Source organism: Acinetobacter sp. CAU_H_S170_2 (genome assembly GCF_058890445.1).
Map to the genome: position 1 here is coordinate 748,876 of NZ_JBZYAE010000001.1, position 15,172 is coordinate 764,047.

Annotated in this window: 12 protein-coding genes; 7 read left to right on the forward strand and 5 right to left on the reverse strand. The window is 42.2% G+C overall.

Going from position 1 to position 15,172, the window contains the following annotated elements; genetic code table 11:
- Nucleotides 1-496 precede the first annotated feature (496 nt).
- Nucleotides 497-2,101, forward strand: coding sequence for an isocitrate lyase (locus tag AC5EUN_RS03695; RefSeq protein WP_010327264.1), 1,605 nt, complete (start codon nucleotides 497-499; stop codon nucleotides 2,099-2,101).
- A gap of 104 nt (nucleotides 2,102-2,205) precedes the next feature.
- Here AC5EUN_RS03695 and AC5EUN_RS03700 read toward each other — a convergent pair whose 3' ends face one another.
- Both AC5EUN_RS03700 and AC5EUN_RS03705 read right to left on the reverse strand, forming a co-directional pair.
- Complete coding sequence (locus tag AC5EUN_RS03700; protein WP_005400440.1) at nucleotides 2,206-2,580, reverse strand: diacylglycerol kinase; 375 nt, start codon at nucleotides 2,578-2,580, stop codon at nucleotides 2,206-2,208.
- A 212-nt stretch (nucleotides 2,581-2,792) separates the two neighbouring features.
- Nucleotides 2,793-3,932 (reverse strand): glycerophosphodiester phosphodiesterase, encoded by a 1,140-nt coding sequence (locus AC5EUN_RS03705; protein ID WP_010327263.1) that lies wholly within the window; start codon nucleotides 3,930-3,932, stop codon nucleotides 2,793-2,795.
- Between the two features lie 257 nt (nucleotides 3,933-4,189).
- Between AC5EUN_RS03705 and AC5EUN_RS03710 the strand changes: the two genes are divergently transcribed.
- The 4 genes from AC5EUN_RS03710 to AC5EUN_RS03725 all read left to right on the forward strand — a co-directional run bounded on the left by AC5EUN_RS03710 (nucleotide 4,190) and on the right by AC5EUN_RS03725 (nucleotide 9,857).
- Nucleotides 4,190-7,294 carry a multidrug efflux RND transporter permease subunit gene (locus AC5EUN_RS03710; protein WP_010327262.1) on the forward strand — a complete coding sequence of 1,035 codons (3,105 nt, stop codon included), beginning with the start codon at nucleotides 4,190-4,192 and terminating at the stop codon, nucleotides 7,292-7,294.
- Nucleotides 7,295-7,429: 135 nt separating this feature from the next.
- A complete protein-coding gene (gene mgtE / locus AC5EUN_RS03715) occupies nucleotides 7,430-8,776 on the forward strand; it encodes a magnesium transporter (protein WP_010327261.1) in 1,347 nt (448 codons plus the stop codon).
- Nucleotides 8,777-8,891: 115 nt separating this feature from the next.
- Nucleotides 8,892-9,485: a DUF4112 domain-containing protein gene (locus AC5EUN_RS03720; protein ID WP_005400444.1), complete on the forward strand. Its 594-nt coding sequence runs from the start codon at nucleotides 8,892-8,894 to the stop codon at nucleotides 9,483-9,485.
- 6 nt (nucleotides 9,486-9,491) lie between these two features.
- The gene (locus AC5EUN_RS03725; protein ID WP_010327259.1) at nucleotides 9,492-9,857 is read left to right on the forward strand and encodes a glyoxalase/bleomycin resistance/extradiol dioxygenase family protein; all 366 of its coding nucleotides are present in this window, start codon (nucleotides 9,492-9,494) and stop codon (nucleotides 9,855-9,857) included.
- A gap of 72 nt (nucleotides 9,858-9,929) precedes the next feature.
- On the opposite strand, the gene htpX is transcribed toward AC5EUN_RS03725, so the two are convergent.
- Nucleotides 9,930-10,835 carry a protease HtpX gene (gene htpX, locus AC5EUN_RS03730; RefSeq protein ID WP_004695643.1) on the reverse strand — a complete coding sequence of 302 codons (906 nt, stop codon included), beginning with the start codon at nucleotides 10,833-10,835 and terminating at the stop codon, nucleotides 9,930-9,932.
- A gap of 117 nt (nucleotides 10,836-10,952) precedes the next feature.
- Nucleotides 10,953-11,825 (reverse strand): lytic transglycosylase domain-containing protein, encoded by an 873-nt coding sequence (locus AC5EUN_RS03735; RefSeq protein ID WP_029575084.1) that lies wholly within the window; start codon nucleotides 11,823-11,825, stop codon nucleotides 10,953-10,955.
- 501 nt (nucleotides 11,826-12,326) lie between these two features.
- On the opposite strand from AC5EUN_RS03735, the gene ttcA reads away from it, so the two are divergent.
- Entirely contained in the window at nucleotides 12,327-13,250 is a 924-nt protein-coding gene (gene ttcA / locus AC5EUN_RS03740; protein WP_004695645.1) for a tRNA 2-thiocytidine(32) synthetase TtcA, read from the forward strand.
- A gap of 227 nt (nucleotides 13,251-13,477) precedes the next feature.
- Entirely contained in the window at nucleotides 13,478-13,861 is a 384-nt protein-coding gene (locus AC5EUN_RS03745) for an SCP2 sterol-binding domain-containing protein (RefSeq protein WP_004695646.1), read from the forward strand.
- 68 nt (nucleotides 13,862-13,929) lie between these two features.
- Here AC5EUN_RS03745 and AC5EUN_RS03750 read toward each other — a convergent pair whose 3' ends face one another.
- Nucleotides 13,930-15,042, reverse strand: coding sequence for an MltF family protein (locus AC5EUN_RS03750; protein ID WP_029575083.1), 1,113 nt, complete (start codon nucleotides 15,040-15,042; stop codon nucleotides 13,930-13,932).
- Nucleotides 15,043-15,172 lie beyond the last annotated feature (130 nt).

Here is a 15,172-nt window from a genome sequence, read left to right on the forward strand (position 1 = left end):
CGGAGGGCATATTAGTCCTAAGCAATGTTTTAATATGTGTGAATTGAGGCTTAGAGTATCGCCTAGAAAATGGCTTGAGCTGGCCTGTTGTTGGTGGAATAAAAGCGTGATAAATACTCTTTTTGCTGAATATTGAACTTTTGTCATTTGGGTCAAATTAAGTATTGATTTTCGGTTTGAACTCTTTTTTCCAACGGCCGAGACTTAAGTCTAATGAAGAAATATTCGACAAAGGATGTATTTTTCACGGTTTTCTTATTTTATTTAAGTTTAAAAATAACAATTACTTAATTATGTTTTATCGAAATATAATTAGACTTTTATCTATATATTTTTTAAATAAATACTGAAAATTAATGCAGAATATTGGATTAATTTATTCTGTCAATCTAATCTGTATTCATCGCAACGAAGCGCTCTAAATCTAAGCAAAAGCTTGAGGGTCTGATTTTAGCTTTTCGTTGAAGAAAATCCTAATATTATTACAGGAAATATCATGACTACATATCAAACAGCGATTGATGCAATCCGCGAATTAAAAGCAAAATTCGGTAGCACTTGGGCAGACATCAGTCCTGAAGATGCTGCGCGTATGCAAATCCAAAACCGTTTCAAAACTGGTTTAGATATCGCTAAATACACAGCTGCAATTATGCGTCGTGATATGGCTGCTTATGATGCTGACTCTAGCAAATACACTCAGTCTTTGGGTTGCTGGCACGGTTTCATCGCACAACAAAAAATGATTGCGAACAAAAAATACTTCGGTACGACTGAACGTCGTTACATCTACCTTTCTGGTTGGATGGTTGCTGCACTTCGTTCAGAATTCGGTCCACTTCCTGACCAATCTATGCATGAAAAAACTTCAGTACCTGCATTGATCGAAGAAATCTACACTTTCTTACGCCAAGCTGATGCTAAAGAATTAAACGACCTATTCCGTGCGCTTAAAAAAGCTCAAGAAGCTGGTGATACTGCAAAAGCTGCTGAAATCACTGCGCAAATCGACGGTTTCCAAACTCACGTTGTGCCAATTATTGCGGATATCGATGCTGGTTTCGGTAACGAAGAAGCGACTTACTTACTTGCTAAGAAAATGATCGAAGCTGGTGCTTGTGCACTACAAATCGAAAACCAAGTATCTGACGCGAAACAATGTGGTCACCAAGCTGGTAAAGTAACTGTTCCACACGAAGATTTCATCTCTAAAATCCATGCATTACGTTATGCATTCTTAGAAATGGGTCTTGATGACGGTATCATCGTTGCGCGTACTGACTCTGAAGGCGCTGACTTGACTCAAAAAATCCCAGTGGTTAAAGAGCCAGGCGACATCGCTTCTCAATACATCGGTTTCCTAGACACTGTTGAAATTGACATCGCTGATGCTCAAGAAGACGAAATCCTAATCAAGCGTGATGGTAAATTACACCGTCCTAAGCGTTTGGCTTCTGGTTTATACCAATTCCGTCCAGACACTCAAATTGACCGTGTTGTTCTTGACTGTGTATCTAGCCTTCAAAATGGTGCTGACCTTCTTTGGATCGAAACTGCGACTCCAAACGTTGACGAAATCGCGCACATGGTTAACCGTGTTAAAGAAACAGTTCCAAATGCGAAACTTGTTTACAACAACTCTCCATCATTTAACTGGACGTTGAACTTCCGTCAACAAGCTTACGACCGTTGGGTTGCTGAAGGTAAAGACGTTTCTGCTTACGACCGTGCTAAATTAATGAGCGCTGAGTACGATGCAACTGAATTAGCTGCTGATGCTGATGAGAAAGTACGTACGTTCCAAGCAGATGCTTCTCGTGAAGCGGGTGTGTTCCATCACTTGATCACACTTCCGACTTACCACACTGCTGCGCTTTCTACTCATGAGCTTGCACAAGGTTACTTCGGTTCTGAAGGTATGTTGGCTTATGTTGCTGGCGTACAACGTAAAGAAATCCGTGGTGGTATCGCTTGTGTTAAACACCAAGCAATGGCGGGTTCTGACATCGGTGATGATCACAAAGAAATCTTCTCTGGTGACAACGCTCTTAAAGCGCACGATGATGCTAAAAACACAATGAACCAATTCGCTGCTCACTAAGCACTGAACTGATTCAAAAAAAACCCTGCGAAAGCAGGGTTTTTTTTTATGACTTAATTTTGAGCTTGTTGAACAACTTGCGCGTGAAATATTGAACAAAAACATTAAGGCATCAGAATCAGTAGCCAAACAATAAAGATAATACTTAAAGAAACAAACTGTGCAGCACTGCCCATGTCTTTGGCATTTTTTGAAAGCTCATGCCGCTCCAGAGAAATACGGTCTACAATCGCCTCAATCGCTGAATTGAACAATTCAACGATAATTGCAAGTAAACAAACGGCTACCATGAGGGCTTGTTCTGAGCGACTGACATCACAGAAAAAGCTTGTTGGAATCAGAATCAGGTTAATCAACAGGACTTGTCGAAAAGCTGCTTCGTGCGCAAATGCGGCCTTAAAACCTGAAATAGAATAATGAGTTGCATTAAAAATACGTTTAAAACCTGACTTGCCTTTGAGTGGGGAATATTGGTTCATACCATCAACCATTTTAAAATTTCAGCCACAATACATGATCTATATTAAAAGTTACTTAATTATAGTATTCAAAAGGTGCTTAATCTATGTACACCTAAAATAAGAGAAAAGAGATTAAAAAGCCTGCTTTTTAATCTCTATGGTTAAAGGATGGATATGGGTTTGACGTCAACAAGATGCTTTAATGTCTTGTTTACTTTGTGTGACTTATTCTATTTTTTCAAAAAAGCATCGGCGGCTTGACGTCCCAAAGCAGGATCATCGGTAAAAACACCATCCACTCCCGCTTTAAAGAAAATTTCAAACTCTGCCAGCGTGCCTTTTTCGCACTTTTCAGAGGCAATCGCGCTACAGTCTAAATAGTCTGGTAAGAAATTGTTTTCAGGGCGTAGGGTATAAGGATGTACTTTTAAGCCCACTGCGTGTGCATCGTTCACAAAACTGGTCGGGGTCGCTGGCTGAGTATTCGGCACGATATAGGTTTTACTTGGTCCGACACCATGCGCATAGCTTGCGACGTCTTTCAGTCCTTGAGGTGTTGCCATATCACTATAGCGGAGTGTTGATTTGGCAAGCACAGCATCGGCAGGTTGTTCGGACTTGCCACCATAGAGTTGAATAATTTTGGCATGTCGAATCGATTTTAATTGATCTAACTGCTGACGCATTTGTTTTAAGTTGCTGACTTCAAACGACTGAATATAGACCGGTGCAATGTCACGACTATAGGTGTGTTTGGCCAGCGTGGATAATAGGCGTTGCTCCATGGCCAAATTGAGACCTTGGAAATAGCTGGGATGTTTGGTTTCGATATACAGGCCCACAATTTTTCCTGTCTTTTTATAGTGCGCATCTACGAGTTCAATAATTTCATCTAAAGTTGGAAGATCAAATTGATCATTATATTGGGCATTTGCTGGACGAATCTCTGGAATACGTTCTCGTGCCTTCAGTTGCTTCAGCTCGTTTAAAGTAAAGTCTTCAGTAAACCAACCTGTGTAAGTCACACCATCAACGACTTTACTGGTCTTCCGTTCTGCAAACTGCGGTAAGCTGCTGACATTGGTGGTTCCTCCGATTTCATTTTCATGGCGAGCGACTAAATAACCGTCTAGAGTTGGCACCAAATCAGGCTCAATAAAATCCGCACCATCATCAATCGCTTTTTGATAAGCGGCTAAGGTGTGTTCAGGGCGTAGTGCGCTGGCGCCGCGATGTCCAATAATAAGCAATTTAGGCTCAATGTATTCGGCGTTGTTTGATGGTGGCTGGGATGTTGCATTGTCTTTCTCATCATGATGACAGCCCAATAAGCCTAAAAAAATAAAACTCAATAATGTTCTTTTTAACATGTGTTCCTCAACATTTTATTGTGGTGTTGCGGACTCAGTGTTCAATTTTAATATCTCAGATCAATGACAAATTGCGAAAAATTACAGGATGTCATCAATTGGTCAAAAAGCTTTCTTCATAGTTTCTTCATATTTAGCTCTAATGTTCTATTTCATGTTGTTAAGTCTTGTTTTTTAATGATTCGTCATAGAAGATCAAGCATAAAGTGATGCCCAGTTTCTAGATCTAGCCTCAGACCCAAGAGTACCGCAGACCCATGCTGTCTAAATTTTTTATTCATCGTCCAATTTTTGCTGGTGTGCTGGCGATTATCGTGATGGCATTTGGTTTATTTGCCACCTTTCAGTTGCCTGTAGAGCGCTACCCAGATATTGCACCTCCGCGAATTACGGTGAGTGCAACATATACAGGCGCGTCGGCAGAGACGGCGGAGGAGAGCGTTACTCAGGTTTTGGAACAGCAAATTAAAGGGATTGATCATTTACTGTATTTTAGTTCGAGCAGTGACTCGAATGGCCGTAGTCGAATCAGCATTAGTTTTGAGAATGGAACTGACCCAGATACCGCTCAGGTGCAAGTTCAAAATGCCATCAATGGGGTGATTAACCGTTTACCAGAAGATGTACAGCGTCAAGGGGTCAATGTCTATAAATCGCTTGGTGATACGCATATGGTGATAGGCCTATATGACCAAACAGGCAAAAGCAGCAATATTGCACTCTCTGATTATATGATGACGCATTTGGAGCAAGATTTAGCCCGTATTGATGGAGTTGGTGAGGTTGATGTCTTTGGCGCGCAGTATGCCATGCGCTTATGGCTGAATCCGCACAAATTGCGTCAATATGGACTGATGCCAAGCGATATACGTGCATCGGTTGAAGCGCAAAATACGCAAGTGGCCGCAGGGGCAATTGGCGAGTTACCCAGCCTGTCAGACCAATATTTAAATGCCAAAGTCACCTCCGGTACACGTCTAAAAACCGTTGAAGAATTCGAAAACATCATTGTTAAATCGACCCGCGATGGCAGTTTTATTTATTTAAAAGACGTCGCACGGGTGGAACTAGGCGCGGAAAATTATCAGTCATTTAATACCATCAATGGCTTTCCTTCAGCGGGGATGGGTATTTCATTGTCTTCAGGAGCTAATGCATTAGCAACTTCGGCATTGATCAAACAAGAAGTCAGCCGTTTGTCCTCTAAACTTCCTGAAGGCTATCAAATTGTTTATCCACGTGATAACACGCCTTTTGTGCAAGAGTCGATTAAGGAAGTGGTCAAAACACTGTTTGAAGCAGTGCTTTTGGTGATTGTGGTCATGTTTGTCTTTTTGCAAAATTGGCGTGCAACGCTGATTCCGACCATCACAGTACCTGTTGTAATTTTAGGCACGCTGGCCATTCTGTATGTGCTCGGGATGAGTATCAACACCTTAACCTTATTTGCATTGGTCTTAGCCATTGGGCTTTTGGTGGATGATGCGATTGTGGTGGTGGAAAACGTTGAACGGCTGATGCATGAACAGCAGATGAGTGCTCAACAAGCTTCGATTGCATCAATGCAGGAAATCAGTGGGGCATTGATTGGGATTACGTTGGTGTTAACCGCAGTGTTTATTCCCATGGCATTTTTCGGTGGTTCGACAGGAGTGATCTACCGTCAGTTTTCAATGACCTTAGTTGCTGCCATGGCGCTATCGCTGCTGGTTGCACTGATTCTGACACCTGCACTATGTGCCTTAATTTTAAAACCCAATGATAAATCGGCACGATGGGCAACTTGGTTTAATCTGAAGTTAGATCAGCTAAAGCAGCGTTATTTAAAACTGAGTACGCAGACCATTCAGCACAGTAAAATCATGCTGGTGGTTTTTGTAGCGTTAATTGCCGTCTTTGCATTGTTTTATCGGGCATTACCGACCAGTTTTATTCCCAGTGAAGATCAGGGTATTTTAAGTGTTCAGTTTAAACTGGCCGATGGTGCACCAATGAGTCAAAGCCGTGTGGTGGGAGAAGAAATTCGCCAATACTTTTTAGATAAAGAGCAGGCCAATATCGATTTAGTGATGATCCGCTATGGGCGTAATTTTTCAGGAACAGGACAAAATTTAGGTCAAGGTTTTATTGCGCTGAAACATTGGGATGAACGTAAGGGGAAAGAGAACTCTGCACAGGTGATTCGAGAACGGGCAATTGCTCATTTTAGGTCACATCGAAATGCGCAAATTAATGTAAATATGCCGTCCTCAGTCAGTGGCTTAGGACAAACCGACGGCATGGAGTTTTGGATACGTGATATCAATGGCGAAGGTCGTGCCTATTTAGAAGCACAGTTTAAAACTTTGCAGGAAGCATCCAAGCAGTACTCTAGTTTTAGCAATTTAGATAAACGTTCTAACCCAGATAAAGCCGAGCTCAAAGTGGATGTAAACCAAAAACAAGCTTTGGCCAATGGACTGAGTCAGACCGCCATTAATAGCACCTTATCCAGTGCTTGGGGAGGAAGTTATATCAATGACTTTATTGACCGTGGTCGGATTAAACGGGTAATCATGCAAGGGGATGCCGAGTTTCGTTCAAAACCTGATGATCTTCAAGCATGGACCGTACGTAATGATCTGAACCAAATGATTCCTTTTACAAATTTTGCTCAAGTATCTTGGAGTGGAGGCCCTGAGGTAGTGAATCGCTTTATGGGCTATACCGCACTAGAAATGGAGGCGGATACAGTACAAAATGTTAGTTCTGGACAAGCCATGCAAGACGTACAAAACATGGTACGAGGGCATGATGGTATTGATCTAGCATGGAGCGGGTTATCGTTCGAGGAAAACAAGTCCAATAACCAAGCATTGCTGCTGTATTTGGTCTCCATAGGCTTTATCTTTTTATGCCTTGCTGCACTTTATGAAAGTTGGAGTATTCCAACAGCCGTCATGAGTGCGATTCCACTCGGTATCGGTGGCAATATTCTGTTCAGTTATTTGACGGGTTTTCCGAATGATATTTACTTTCAAATTGCCTTGCTGACCACGATTGGTTTGTCCTGTAAAAATGCGATTTTAATTGTGGAATTTGCTTCATTGGCGCAGCAAAAAGGCCAGACCGCAATTGAAGCAGCGTTGGAAGGAGCAAGCTTACGGTTACGCCCGATTTTAATGACGTCTTTGGCTTTTGGCGCGGGTGTCACACCTCTGGTCTTTGCCTTTGGGGCAGGGGCAGCAAGTCGTCAGGAAATTGGGGTGAGTGTACTCGGTGGCGTGATTTTTGGCACAGTATTGGTGTTGCTGTTTATTCCTTTAATGTATGTCTTGGTTCGCCGTGTGTTTCATGGACGAACACCTCAGGACAAAGTCTAAGATCGAATCTGAATCATTCGTGTGCAGTATGAATAAGCAAAGCGAATCTTTAAGCCATGTAGGCCGAAAGGCCTGACATTTAAAGATCCTTTGCTATACTCGGACAGATAAAGAAAAACAATATTTGAGTGGTGTATGCCAAATCCGTCATTTTCACAGCAAGATTTCCAAGAGCAATTAAATCAGCCCGATAACCATGCTTTTATCCAAAGTTTGAAACAGTACAGCACTGCGGATTTGGCTGATATTTTAATGGGCCTGCCTATAAATGATCAAATTCGGCTATTGGAACAATTACCCCAAGCCAGTTATGTCTTTGAGTTTTTAGCATTAACCGAGCAGCAGCAGCTAGCAGCGCAATTGCCTCAGGCTTTGCTGGTGAAGCTACTGGCTCATATGCATTCGGATGACCGTACTGATTTATTTCAAAGCTTGGCACAAGAGGTTCAAGGTCAGATTTTTCCGCAGCTAGATGCGCATGTTCAAGCCCAGCTGAATGATTTAATGCACTATCCAGCTGAGTCTGCGGGTGCAATTATGAGCACTGAAGTCATTACGGTACATGCCGAAATGACCATGCAACAGTCGATTCAACATATACGACAGCATGCAGCGGAAAGTGAAACTTTATATCTCATCTATGTGACCGATGCCTCGCGTTATTTACACGGGGTGATTTCGCTGCGGCAAATTATTCAGTCTCCGCCTGAGCAATTGATTGGACAGGTTATGACCAGTCATGTCATTACGGGTTTAGTCAGTGAGGATCAGGAAAGTATTGCACAGAAACTGGCTCATTATGATTTTATGGCTTTGCCCATTGTCGATGAGCAGCAGCGTCTATTGGGGATTGTGACTTATGACGATGCAATGGATGTGGTGCAACAAGAAACCACAGAAGATATTCTAAAAAGTAGTGCGGTTGCGGCCAGTCCGCAGATGAGTATTAAAACGGCTCCAATCCTATTACTGTATCAGAAGCGGGTGTTTTGGTTGGTGTTTCTGGTTTTTGGTAGTTTACTCTCGGGACTAGGAATTGCACACTTTGAAGACTTGATTGCGGCACATATCGTTTTGGTATTTTTCCTTCCTTTACTGGTGGGAAGTGGGGGAAATGCGGGGTCACAGTCCGCCACTTTAATGGTACGTGCACTGGCAACTGGCGACGTACATTTTAAAGACTGGTTTTATTTGCTAGGGCGTGAAAGTCTGGTTGCGCTGTGTCTAGGCGGAACTATGGCAACAGCTGTTTCCATTTTGGGCTATTTCCGTGGGGATATTCTGGTCGCTGTAGTATTGGCACTGAGTATGATGGGCATTGTGTTGATGGGTTGTTTGATTGGTATGAGTCTGCCGTTTATCTTAAACCGCATGAAACTCGACCCCGCCAGTGCATCCGCACCTTTGGTCACCTCAATTTGTGATGCGTCAGGCGTGGTGGTATATCTGCTGATTGCATCGCAAATTCTGACCTTGTCTTAAGCTTATAAGCTATTGTTTCAGCACAAAGTTAGCACAGAAAAAAGTCATGAAAAGCAGCATAATTCAGTGGTTTTATGATGTTAATGTGGTTGAAATGATGGAGGTCAGTAACAACATGCCTGAACCCTTAGAACAAAAAAAAATGAGCCAGCAAGATGTCATTCGTTTAGAGCGTGATTTGGCCAAATATGCCAATATGATGGATTCTGTGGTGCGTATCCCGTTCACCAAGCAGGGGGTCGGTGCAGATGCTGCGTTGAGTACTGTTCCGATTGCTGGGGATATCGCAGGTTTTGCCCTAACGTGTTATGCCATTTATAAAGCCAAGCAAATTGGTGTACCGCAAGAGAAATTGAGTCCAGTATTGAAGCTGGCTATGATTGATGCCGTCGTCGGTTTTATCCCTGTTCTAGGGACACTGTTTGATATTTTTATACGTCCGAGTCGTAAAGCACTGGATGTGGTTCATGACCATATTCGGGAAGAATACCAAATCCATTCAGAGCATCATGTGACTCATCCTTTTCTCCATGAAAAATTGGAAAAGAAACAGCAACAGTCCGCATTTTGGCGAAACCCAGTAGTGGCATGGCTTTGGCTACACATCCCCGATTTGTTTGGCCTGATCTTTTTGGTGTGTTTTATGGGCTTATTGTGGTGGGGTGGTAGTGTGATGTGGCATTGGTTACAGGGACTAAACTTAGGATAGCCACTCATGAAATTTGAAGGTCAGATTACGGCAAATTTGCCATCGATTGATTTAGCGCGCACCGCTTCATTTTACCAAGGCTTGGGCTTTAATCTGGTTTATCAGTCCGCAGAGTGGATGATTCTGCGTTTGGGCGAAATGACACTGGAATTTTTCCATCATCCGCATTTAGACCCAAATAGTTCATGGCATAGTGCCTGTATTCGCGTAGCGGAGATTCAACCCTATTATGAATACTGGTCTAAAGTGAATTGGTCGTTGTGGGAAAGAGCTCGTATGACCGATATTCAGGATTTTGACGAGATCCGCCAGTTTTGCATCATTGACCCAAATGGCAGTTTATTACGCTGTATCCAAGTGACGATTGAATAAAAATGTTCTGTTATGCCGAGTCACAAAAAAGCCTCCAAGTGGAGGCTTTTTAAAATCTTGTGAACGAATTATTTATGGACAATCGAGCTGTTGTAAAGCAGCAACACGTTGTTCAATCGTCGGGTGGGTTTGGAACAATGCGGCTAAACTAAAGCCTTGTTCTTGACCTGCCGCGATTGCAAATGCTTTCATTTCTTTAGGCATCGCATCTGGAAGTTGTGACTCCGCTTGTAAGCGTAACAAGGCTGAAATCATTGCTTGTTTGCCTGCAAGACGCGCGCCTGCTTCATCTGCACGATATTCGCGGTAGCGGGAGAACCACATCACGATTGCAGAAGCTAAAATACCAAAGACAATATCAAGTACGATGGTAATGGCAAAATAAGCTAAACCTGGTGCTTCACCGTCTTCACGACCAAAAACATTACGGTCAATAAAATCACCTGCGACACGTGCAAAGAACATCACAAAGGCGTTCACTACACCTTGAACGAGCGCCAAAGTCACCATGTCACCATTGGCGACGTGACCAATTTCGTGAGCCAAAACTGCACGAAGCTCGTCTTTATTCATACGCTCAAGTAAGCCGGTAGAAACTGCAACTAATGCATCGTTCTTGTTCCAACCTGTAGCAAAAGCATTAGATTGGTAAGACGGGAAAATACCGACTTCTGGCATTTTAATACCAGAACGTTGCGCCAATTGAGCGACTTCTTGTAACAACCATGCTTCAGCTTGGTTGCGCGGGGCATTTGGGTCAATTAACTCTGTACCAGTTGTTTTTTTCGCCATCCATTTTGACATGAATAGAGAAATCATTGAGCCAACCATACCAAAGACAAAACAGATAACCAGTAGGTTACCTAGATTTAAGCCACCCGCGCCATGGTAACTACCGACACCGAAGAGTGACAAGATAATGCCAGCTACAACCAGTACCGCGAGGTTGGTTAGCAAGAACAAACCAATCCGCATCATTGAGAAAATCCTCTTATAATAAAAAAATAATCTGATTTATAAATCGAAAATCATTGATCTCAATATGAGGTGAAACTCTTCAAAATTCAAGAAAAAATAATAAAACTGCTATAAAAATTATTCTGAAATTTGAATGCGGGCAGAGGCGGTTGCATTGGCTGTGGCATAGGAACCCGGCGCATCAGTAAAACTGCCATCGGCTGCGAGGATAATTTGACGTGAAGGTGCGCTACGACTCACACTGAGTTGCGTGCTTGGAGAAGAGTCTGCATCGTAATGTGCAGATTGTGCAATGACTTGAGCATTGGCCGGTGTGCTATTTGAGCCTGGAGAAATGTTGATCCCCCCTGCATATAAATTGCTATAACGGCTACTCACCCGGCGAACATAGTCTTGAGTTTCACGGAAGGGTGGAATACCGCCGTACTTTTGTACATTGCCTTCGCCAGCATTGTAGCCTGCAAGCGCAAGACTGGTGTTGCCGTTAAAGCGTTTCATCAGCCAAGCCAAATACTTGGCACCTGCATTTATGTTCTGCTGTGGATCATATGCATTAGAGACATTAAAGCGCCGTGCTGTCGCAGGCATGAGTTGCATAAGCCCCTGAGCCCCAACAGGTGAGCGTGCGTTGACATTAAAGCCTGATTCGGTATGCATAACCGCTTTAATTAAGCCTTCAGAAACGCCATGGGTTTGAGCCGCTTGGCGAATAATGTGGTCAAAAGCATTTTTGTTACGACTATAACTGGGCAACACGGAAGATTCAGAAGCCCCCCAGTTACTATAACTATGGATATTACTGTCTGGATAATAAGTTTTCTTTTCGACTTTTAAGTTGCTATAACGACTTTGTTTATTGGTTAACAAGGTCGTTCCGTTGGAATCTCTCAATTGGTAGATGGTTTGACCCGCGTGACAATCTAGTGCCATGAACGAAATCGTCATACACCCCAAAACGTAAAAACGACTCAAAAGCAGCTTATTTTTCATTATCTATTATTAATCGTAAAAAAATCGATTTCAGTGACTAGAAATGAGTTTAGCAAAAAAAGAACCGTCTGAAACTATTTTAAGTTCAAAAATCCATGTCTTTGTAAAAATCAAGTCAAATTGTTGAGCAAGTAATCAAAAAAAATAATTAATTTATTTTTAATGAGGATTGCTTGACTGGGTTAAGTTATTGAAATTTAATAGTAAATAAATTGATCAAAAAATGATCAATTTAAATAGAAGCCTTAAAGAGTGGGGGGAACACCCTGTCAAGTCGATTAGAATCCACAAAGTTATCCCCAGCTTTTGTGGAAAAATGTGGAAAAGTCCAAAACATAAGCAGTTCAGCTAAAATATGAACGCAATCGTTCAAAGTTAAACCGATTTCAATACATGAATATGACAGCAATGACAATTCATGAGAATTTACATTCTTTAGGTGCGAGATGGCTGTGAATCGGATAAAATTGCGCGGTATTTTTTTTTAGGTTTAACTCGTCTATGTTCTCGCCAGTTGAGTCCAATCAGGGATTTAATTTTAAACCAGAACTACCCACTAGCTCTGCGTATTATCGTTTGTTGAAAAAGTTACGCCGTCAGGTGGGTCATGCTATTCGCGATTTTAAAATGATTGAAGAAGGCGATAAAGTGATGGTCTGCATTTCCGGTGGTAAGGACAGTTATACCTTGCTCGATATTATGTTGCAGTTTAAACGCATTGCACCGATCAATTTTGATGTGGTGGCTGTGAATTTGGACCAGAAGCAACCCGGCTTCCCTGAGGACGTATTACCACGTTATTTAGAAGAGAATAATATTCCCTACTATATCTTAGAAAAAGACACCTACAGCATCACCAAACGTTTAACGCCTGAAGGCAAAACTTACTGTGCAGTTTGTTCACGCTTACGCCGTGGCTCTTTATACGGCTTTGCGCAAGAAATTGGCGCGACCAAAGTGGCGTTGGGCCATCACCGTGATGATATCTTGGCGACTTTCTTCTTGAACTTATTTCATGGCGGCAGCTTAAAGGCGATGCCTCCTAAATTGTTATCGTCAGATAAAAAGAACATCTTGATTCGCCCACTGGCTTATGTGGAAGAAAAAGACATCATTAAATATGCGGAAATGCGTCAGTTCCCGATTATTCCGTGTAACTTGTGTGGTTCTCAGGAAAATCTGCAACGTGCCATGTTAAATGACATGTTGCGTGAGTGGGATAAAGCACATCCAAAGCGTCTACACAGTATTTTTGGTGCCTTGCAAAATGTGTCACCATCGCAGCTGGCGGATCGTGAGCTATTCGACTTTGAAGCGTTAGATAGCGAACGTGAATTCGACTTTAAAGGTGAAAGTTGTTCAACAGAAGATGAACCGGAGAACAAACGTATTAACATGGTTAATCTTGGCTTTGCAGCAGACTAATTTTGTCAGTTAGGCCAATGCAAAACACCAATCAATGATTGGTGTTTTTTTTATGTGGATGATTTTGATAAACTTTGTATAAGAAATATAAAATATGAACGGTACGTACAAAAAACTTTAGGCACATGTAGGATATACATGCTATAACAATCTGCGAGCGTATTTAGCTTCACAATGATGCCGTCTGGATAGGCAGCACACAACGAACAAAGAATTGAGGAAACATCATGCCTGCTTTTTTAACTGATGATTGGTTTTCAACTGTAGAAACATTAACTGCTCAAGCGGGGAATTTGAACCTGCCGCCAGCACTTGCGAATCTTGCAATTAACTTAGTTGTTGCTGACAATGCGGGTAATACCGAATTATCTTTAGATGGTGGCGCAATTAAAAAAGGCTTGTCTTCAAACGCGAAAACAACCTTGAACATGGATGCTGAAACACTACGTAAAGTGTTCCTTGAGTTTGATATGGCTGCAGCAATGCAAGCGTTCATGACGGGTAAAATAAAAGTTCAAGGCGATATGTCACAGTTGATGGCATTGCAAACAGCGAAACCAAGCCAAGAGCAAAAAGATTTATTTAAGAAAGTGCTTGAGCAAACAGCTTAAGTGTTCTGAAATAAAAAAAAGCTTACCTTTATAGGTAAGCTTTTTTTTATGCCGATAGAGATGATCTTTTAGATATTGACCAGCTGCGGCGTGGTTTTAATGTGCTCAAGATAAGCACGGATACGTGTCACATACTGTAGTGCTTGACGGTAACGGCCATTCTTCGCTTGGTTCTGTTGTAAGTAAGCATACAAATTGAGCCAGTTATTTGGGTCTTGACCTTGTGCCTGAATGCGTTTTTGAATCTGATTCACCGCACCCGGTCCCATATTGTACGCAACCAGTGCATACCAGTTCCGGTCAGGAAAGGGGATATCATCATAGCGACTCAGCATTTGGTCGTAGTACTTGGCACCACCTTGAATGCTTTGCGCTGGATCGGTACGGTTACTCACACCCATGGCTTTGGCTGTGCTATTGGTCAACATCATCAAACCACGAACACCCGTGGGAGAAACAGAGTTCGGTTTAAGATAAGACTCTTGATAACCAATCGCTGCCAATAAGTGCCAATCTAAATCGTACTTTTGCGCTGTGCTTTTAAAACTGGCCTTATAGATTGGCATACGCTGACGCAAATCGCGTTGAATCGTATTCCAGTTTTCAGGCTTCACGACATTACGGTTGTAAAAAGAGGCCAATTGACCAATTGAACCAGATTGTTTACCACGGCAGACAAATCCGCTCGCCGTTTGCGTTAATGGATCATTCGCATGTTTAAACACCCAGTTCAGTTCAGTATTGAGGCCATTTTTACGTAAAACGTTTAAATCACCACAAGTTGCAGAAAAGGTTGCGAGACTTTTTTGTTCAATCGTTTGAACACTTGCCGTCGTCATTGCAAAATTTGCTTTGCCCTGTGCTACCCATTTCAGTGCTGTAGCGTTATCGGGGACGGTTTTGAAGTCTAGCTTTACATTTAAGCTGTCTGCATAGTTACGTGCAAGGTCATAACCAAAACCATGCAAATGCTGACCATCTTTAAAAACGGTCGTTGGGTTTTCCACTGAAACGACAGTCAATTTATTATGATTGACGACGTTATCATACTGGTAGGTCTTACTTGCATTAATACTATGAAATGGAATTAACAAAGTACTTAAAGCAAGGGCTTTCAACGGGAGAGAGAAAGTTAATGAATTAAGGCAAAGCCTCGATCCAGAAGTTGAACTACTGTGCATGTTGTCTCCGCTACAAGTAATTTATGCCCTAGAACGCAAAGGCAAAAACATGCCTTAAAACGAGTTCAAGTTGTCTAAATTCAATAAGAGGTTGGGCATTCATGACGTCATTCAAAATGACATGGGATTA

Excerpts from the sequence above, each read along its gene's own strand:
- AC5EUN_RS03695 (WP_010327264.1), top strand. The coding sequence starts at position 497 with ATGACTACATATCAAACAGCGATTGATGCAATCCGCGAATTAAAAGCA.
- ttcA (WP_004695645.1), top strand. The coding sequence starts at position 12,327 with ATGTTCTCGCCAGTTGAGTCCAATCAGGGATTTAATTTTAAACCAGAA.
- AC5EUN_RS03720 (WP_005400444.1), top strand. The coding sequence starts at position 8,892 with ATGCCTGAACCCTTAGAACAAAAAAAAATGAGCCAGCAAGATGTCATT.
- AC5EUN_RS03725 (WP_010327259.1), top strand. The coding sequence starts at position 9,492 with ATGAAATTTGAAGGTCAGATTACGGCAAATTTGCCATCGATTGATTTA.
- mgtE (WP_010327261.1), top strand. The coding sequence starts at position 7,430 with ATGCCAAATCCGTCATTTTCACAGCAAGATTTCCAAGAGCAATTAAAT.
- AC5EUN_RS03710 (WP_010327262.1), top strand. The coding sequence starts at position 4,190 with ATGCTGTCTAAATTTTTTATTCATCGTCCAATTTTTGCTGGTGTGCTG.
- AC5EUN_RS03750 (WP_029575083.1), bottom strand. The coding sequence starts at position 15,042 with ATGCACAGTAGTTCAACTTCTGGATCGAGGCTTTGCCTTAATTCATTA.
- AC5EUN_RS03735 (WP_029575084.1), bottom strand. The coding sequence starts at position 11,825 with ATGAAAAATAAGCTGCTTTTGAGTCGTTTTTACGTTTTGGGGTGTATG.
- AC5EUN_RS03700 (WP_005400440.1), bottom strand. The coding sequence starts at position 2,580 with ATGAACCAATATTCCCCACTCAAAGGCAAGTCAGGTTTTAAACGTATT.
- AC5EUN_RS03705 (WP_010327263.1), bottom strand. The coding sequence starts at position 3,932 with ATGTTAAAAAGAACATTATTGAGTTTTATTTTTTTAGGCTTATTGGGC.
- AC5EUN_RS03745 (WP_004695646.1), top strand. The coding sequence starts at position 13,478 with ATGCCTGCTTTTTTAACTGATGATTGGTTTTCAACTGTAGAAACATTA.
- htpX (WP_004695643.1), bottom strand. The coding sequence starts at position 10,835 with ATGATGCGGATTGGTTTGTTCTTGCTAACCAACCTCGCGGTACTGGTT.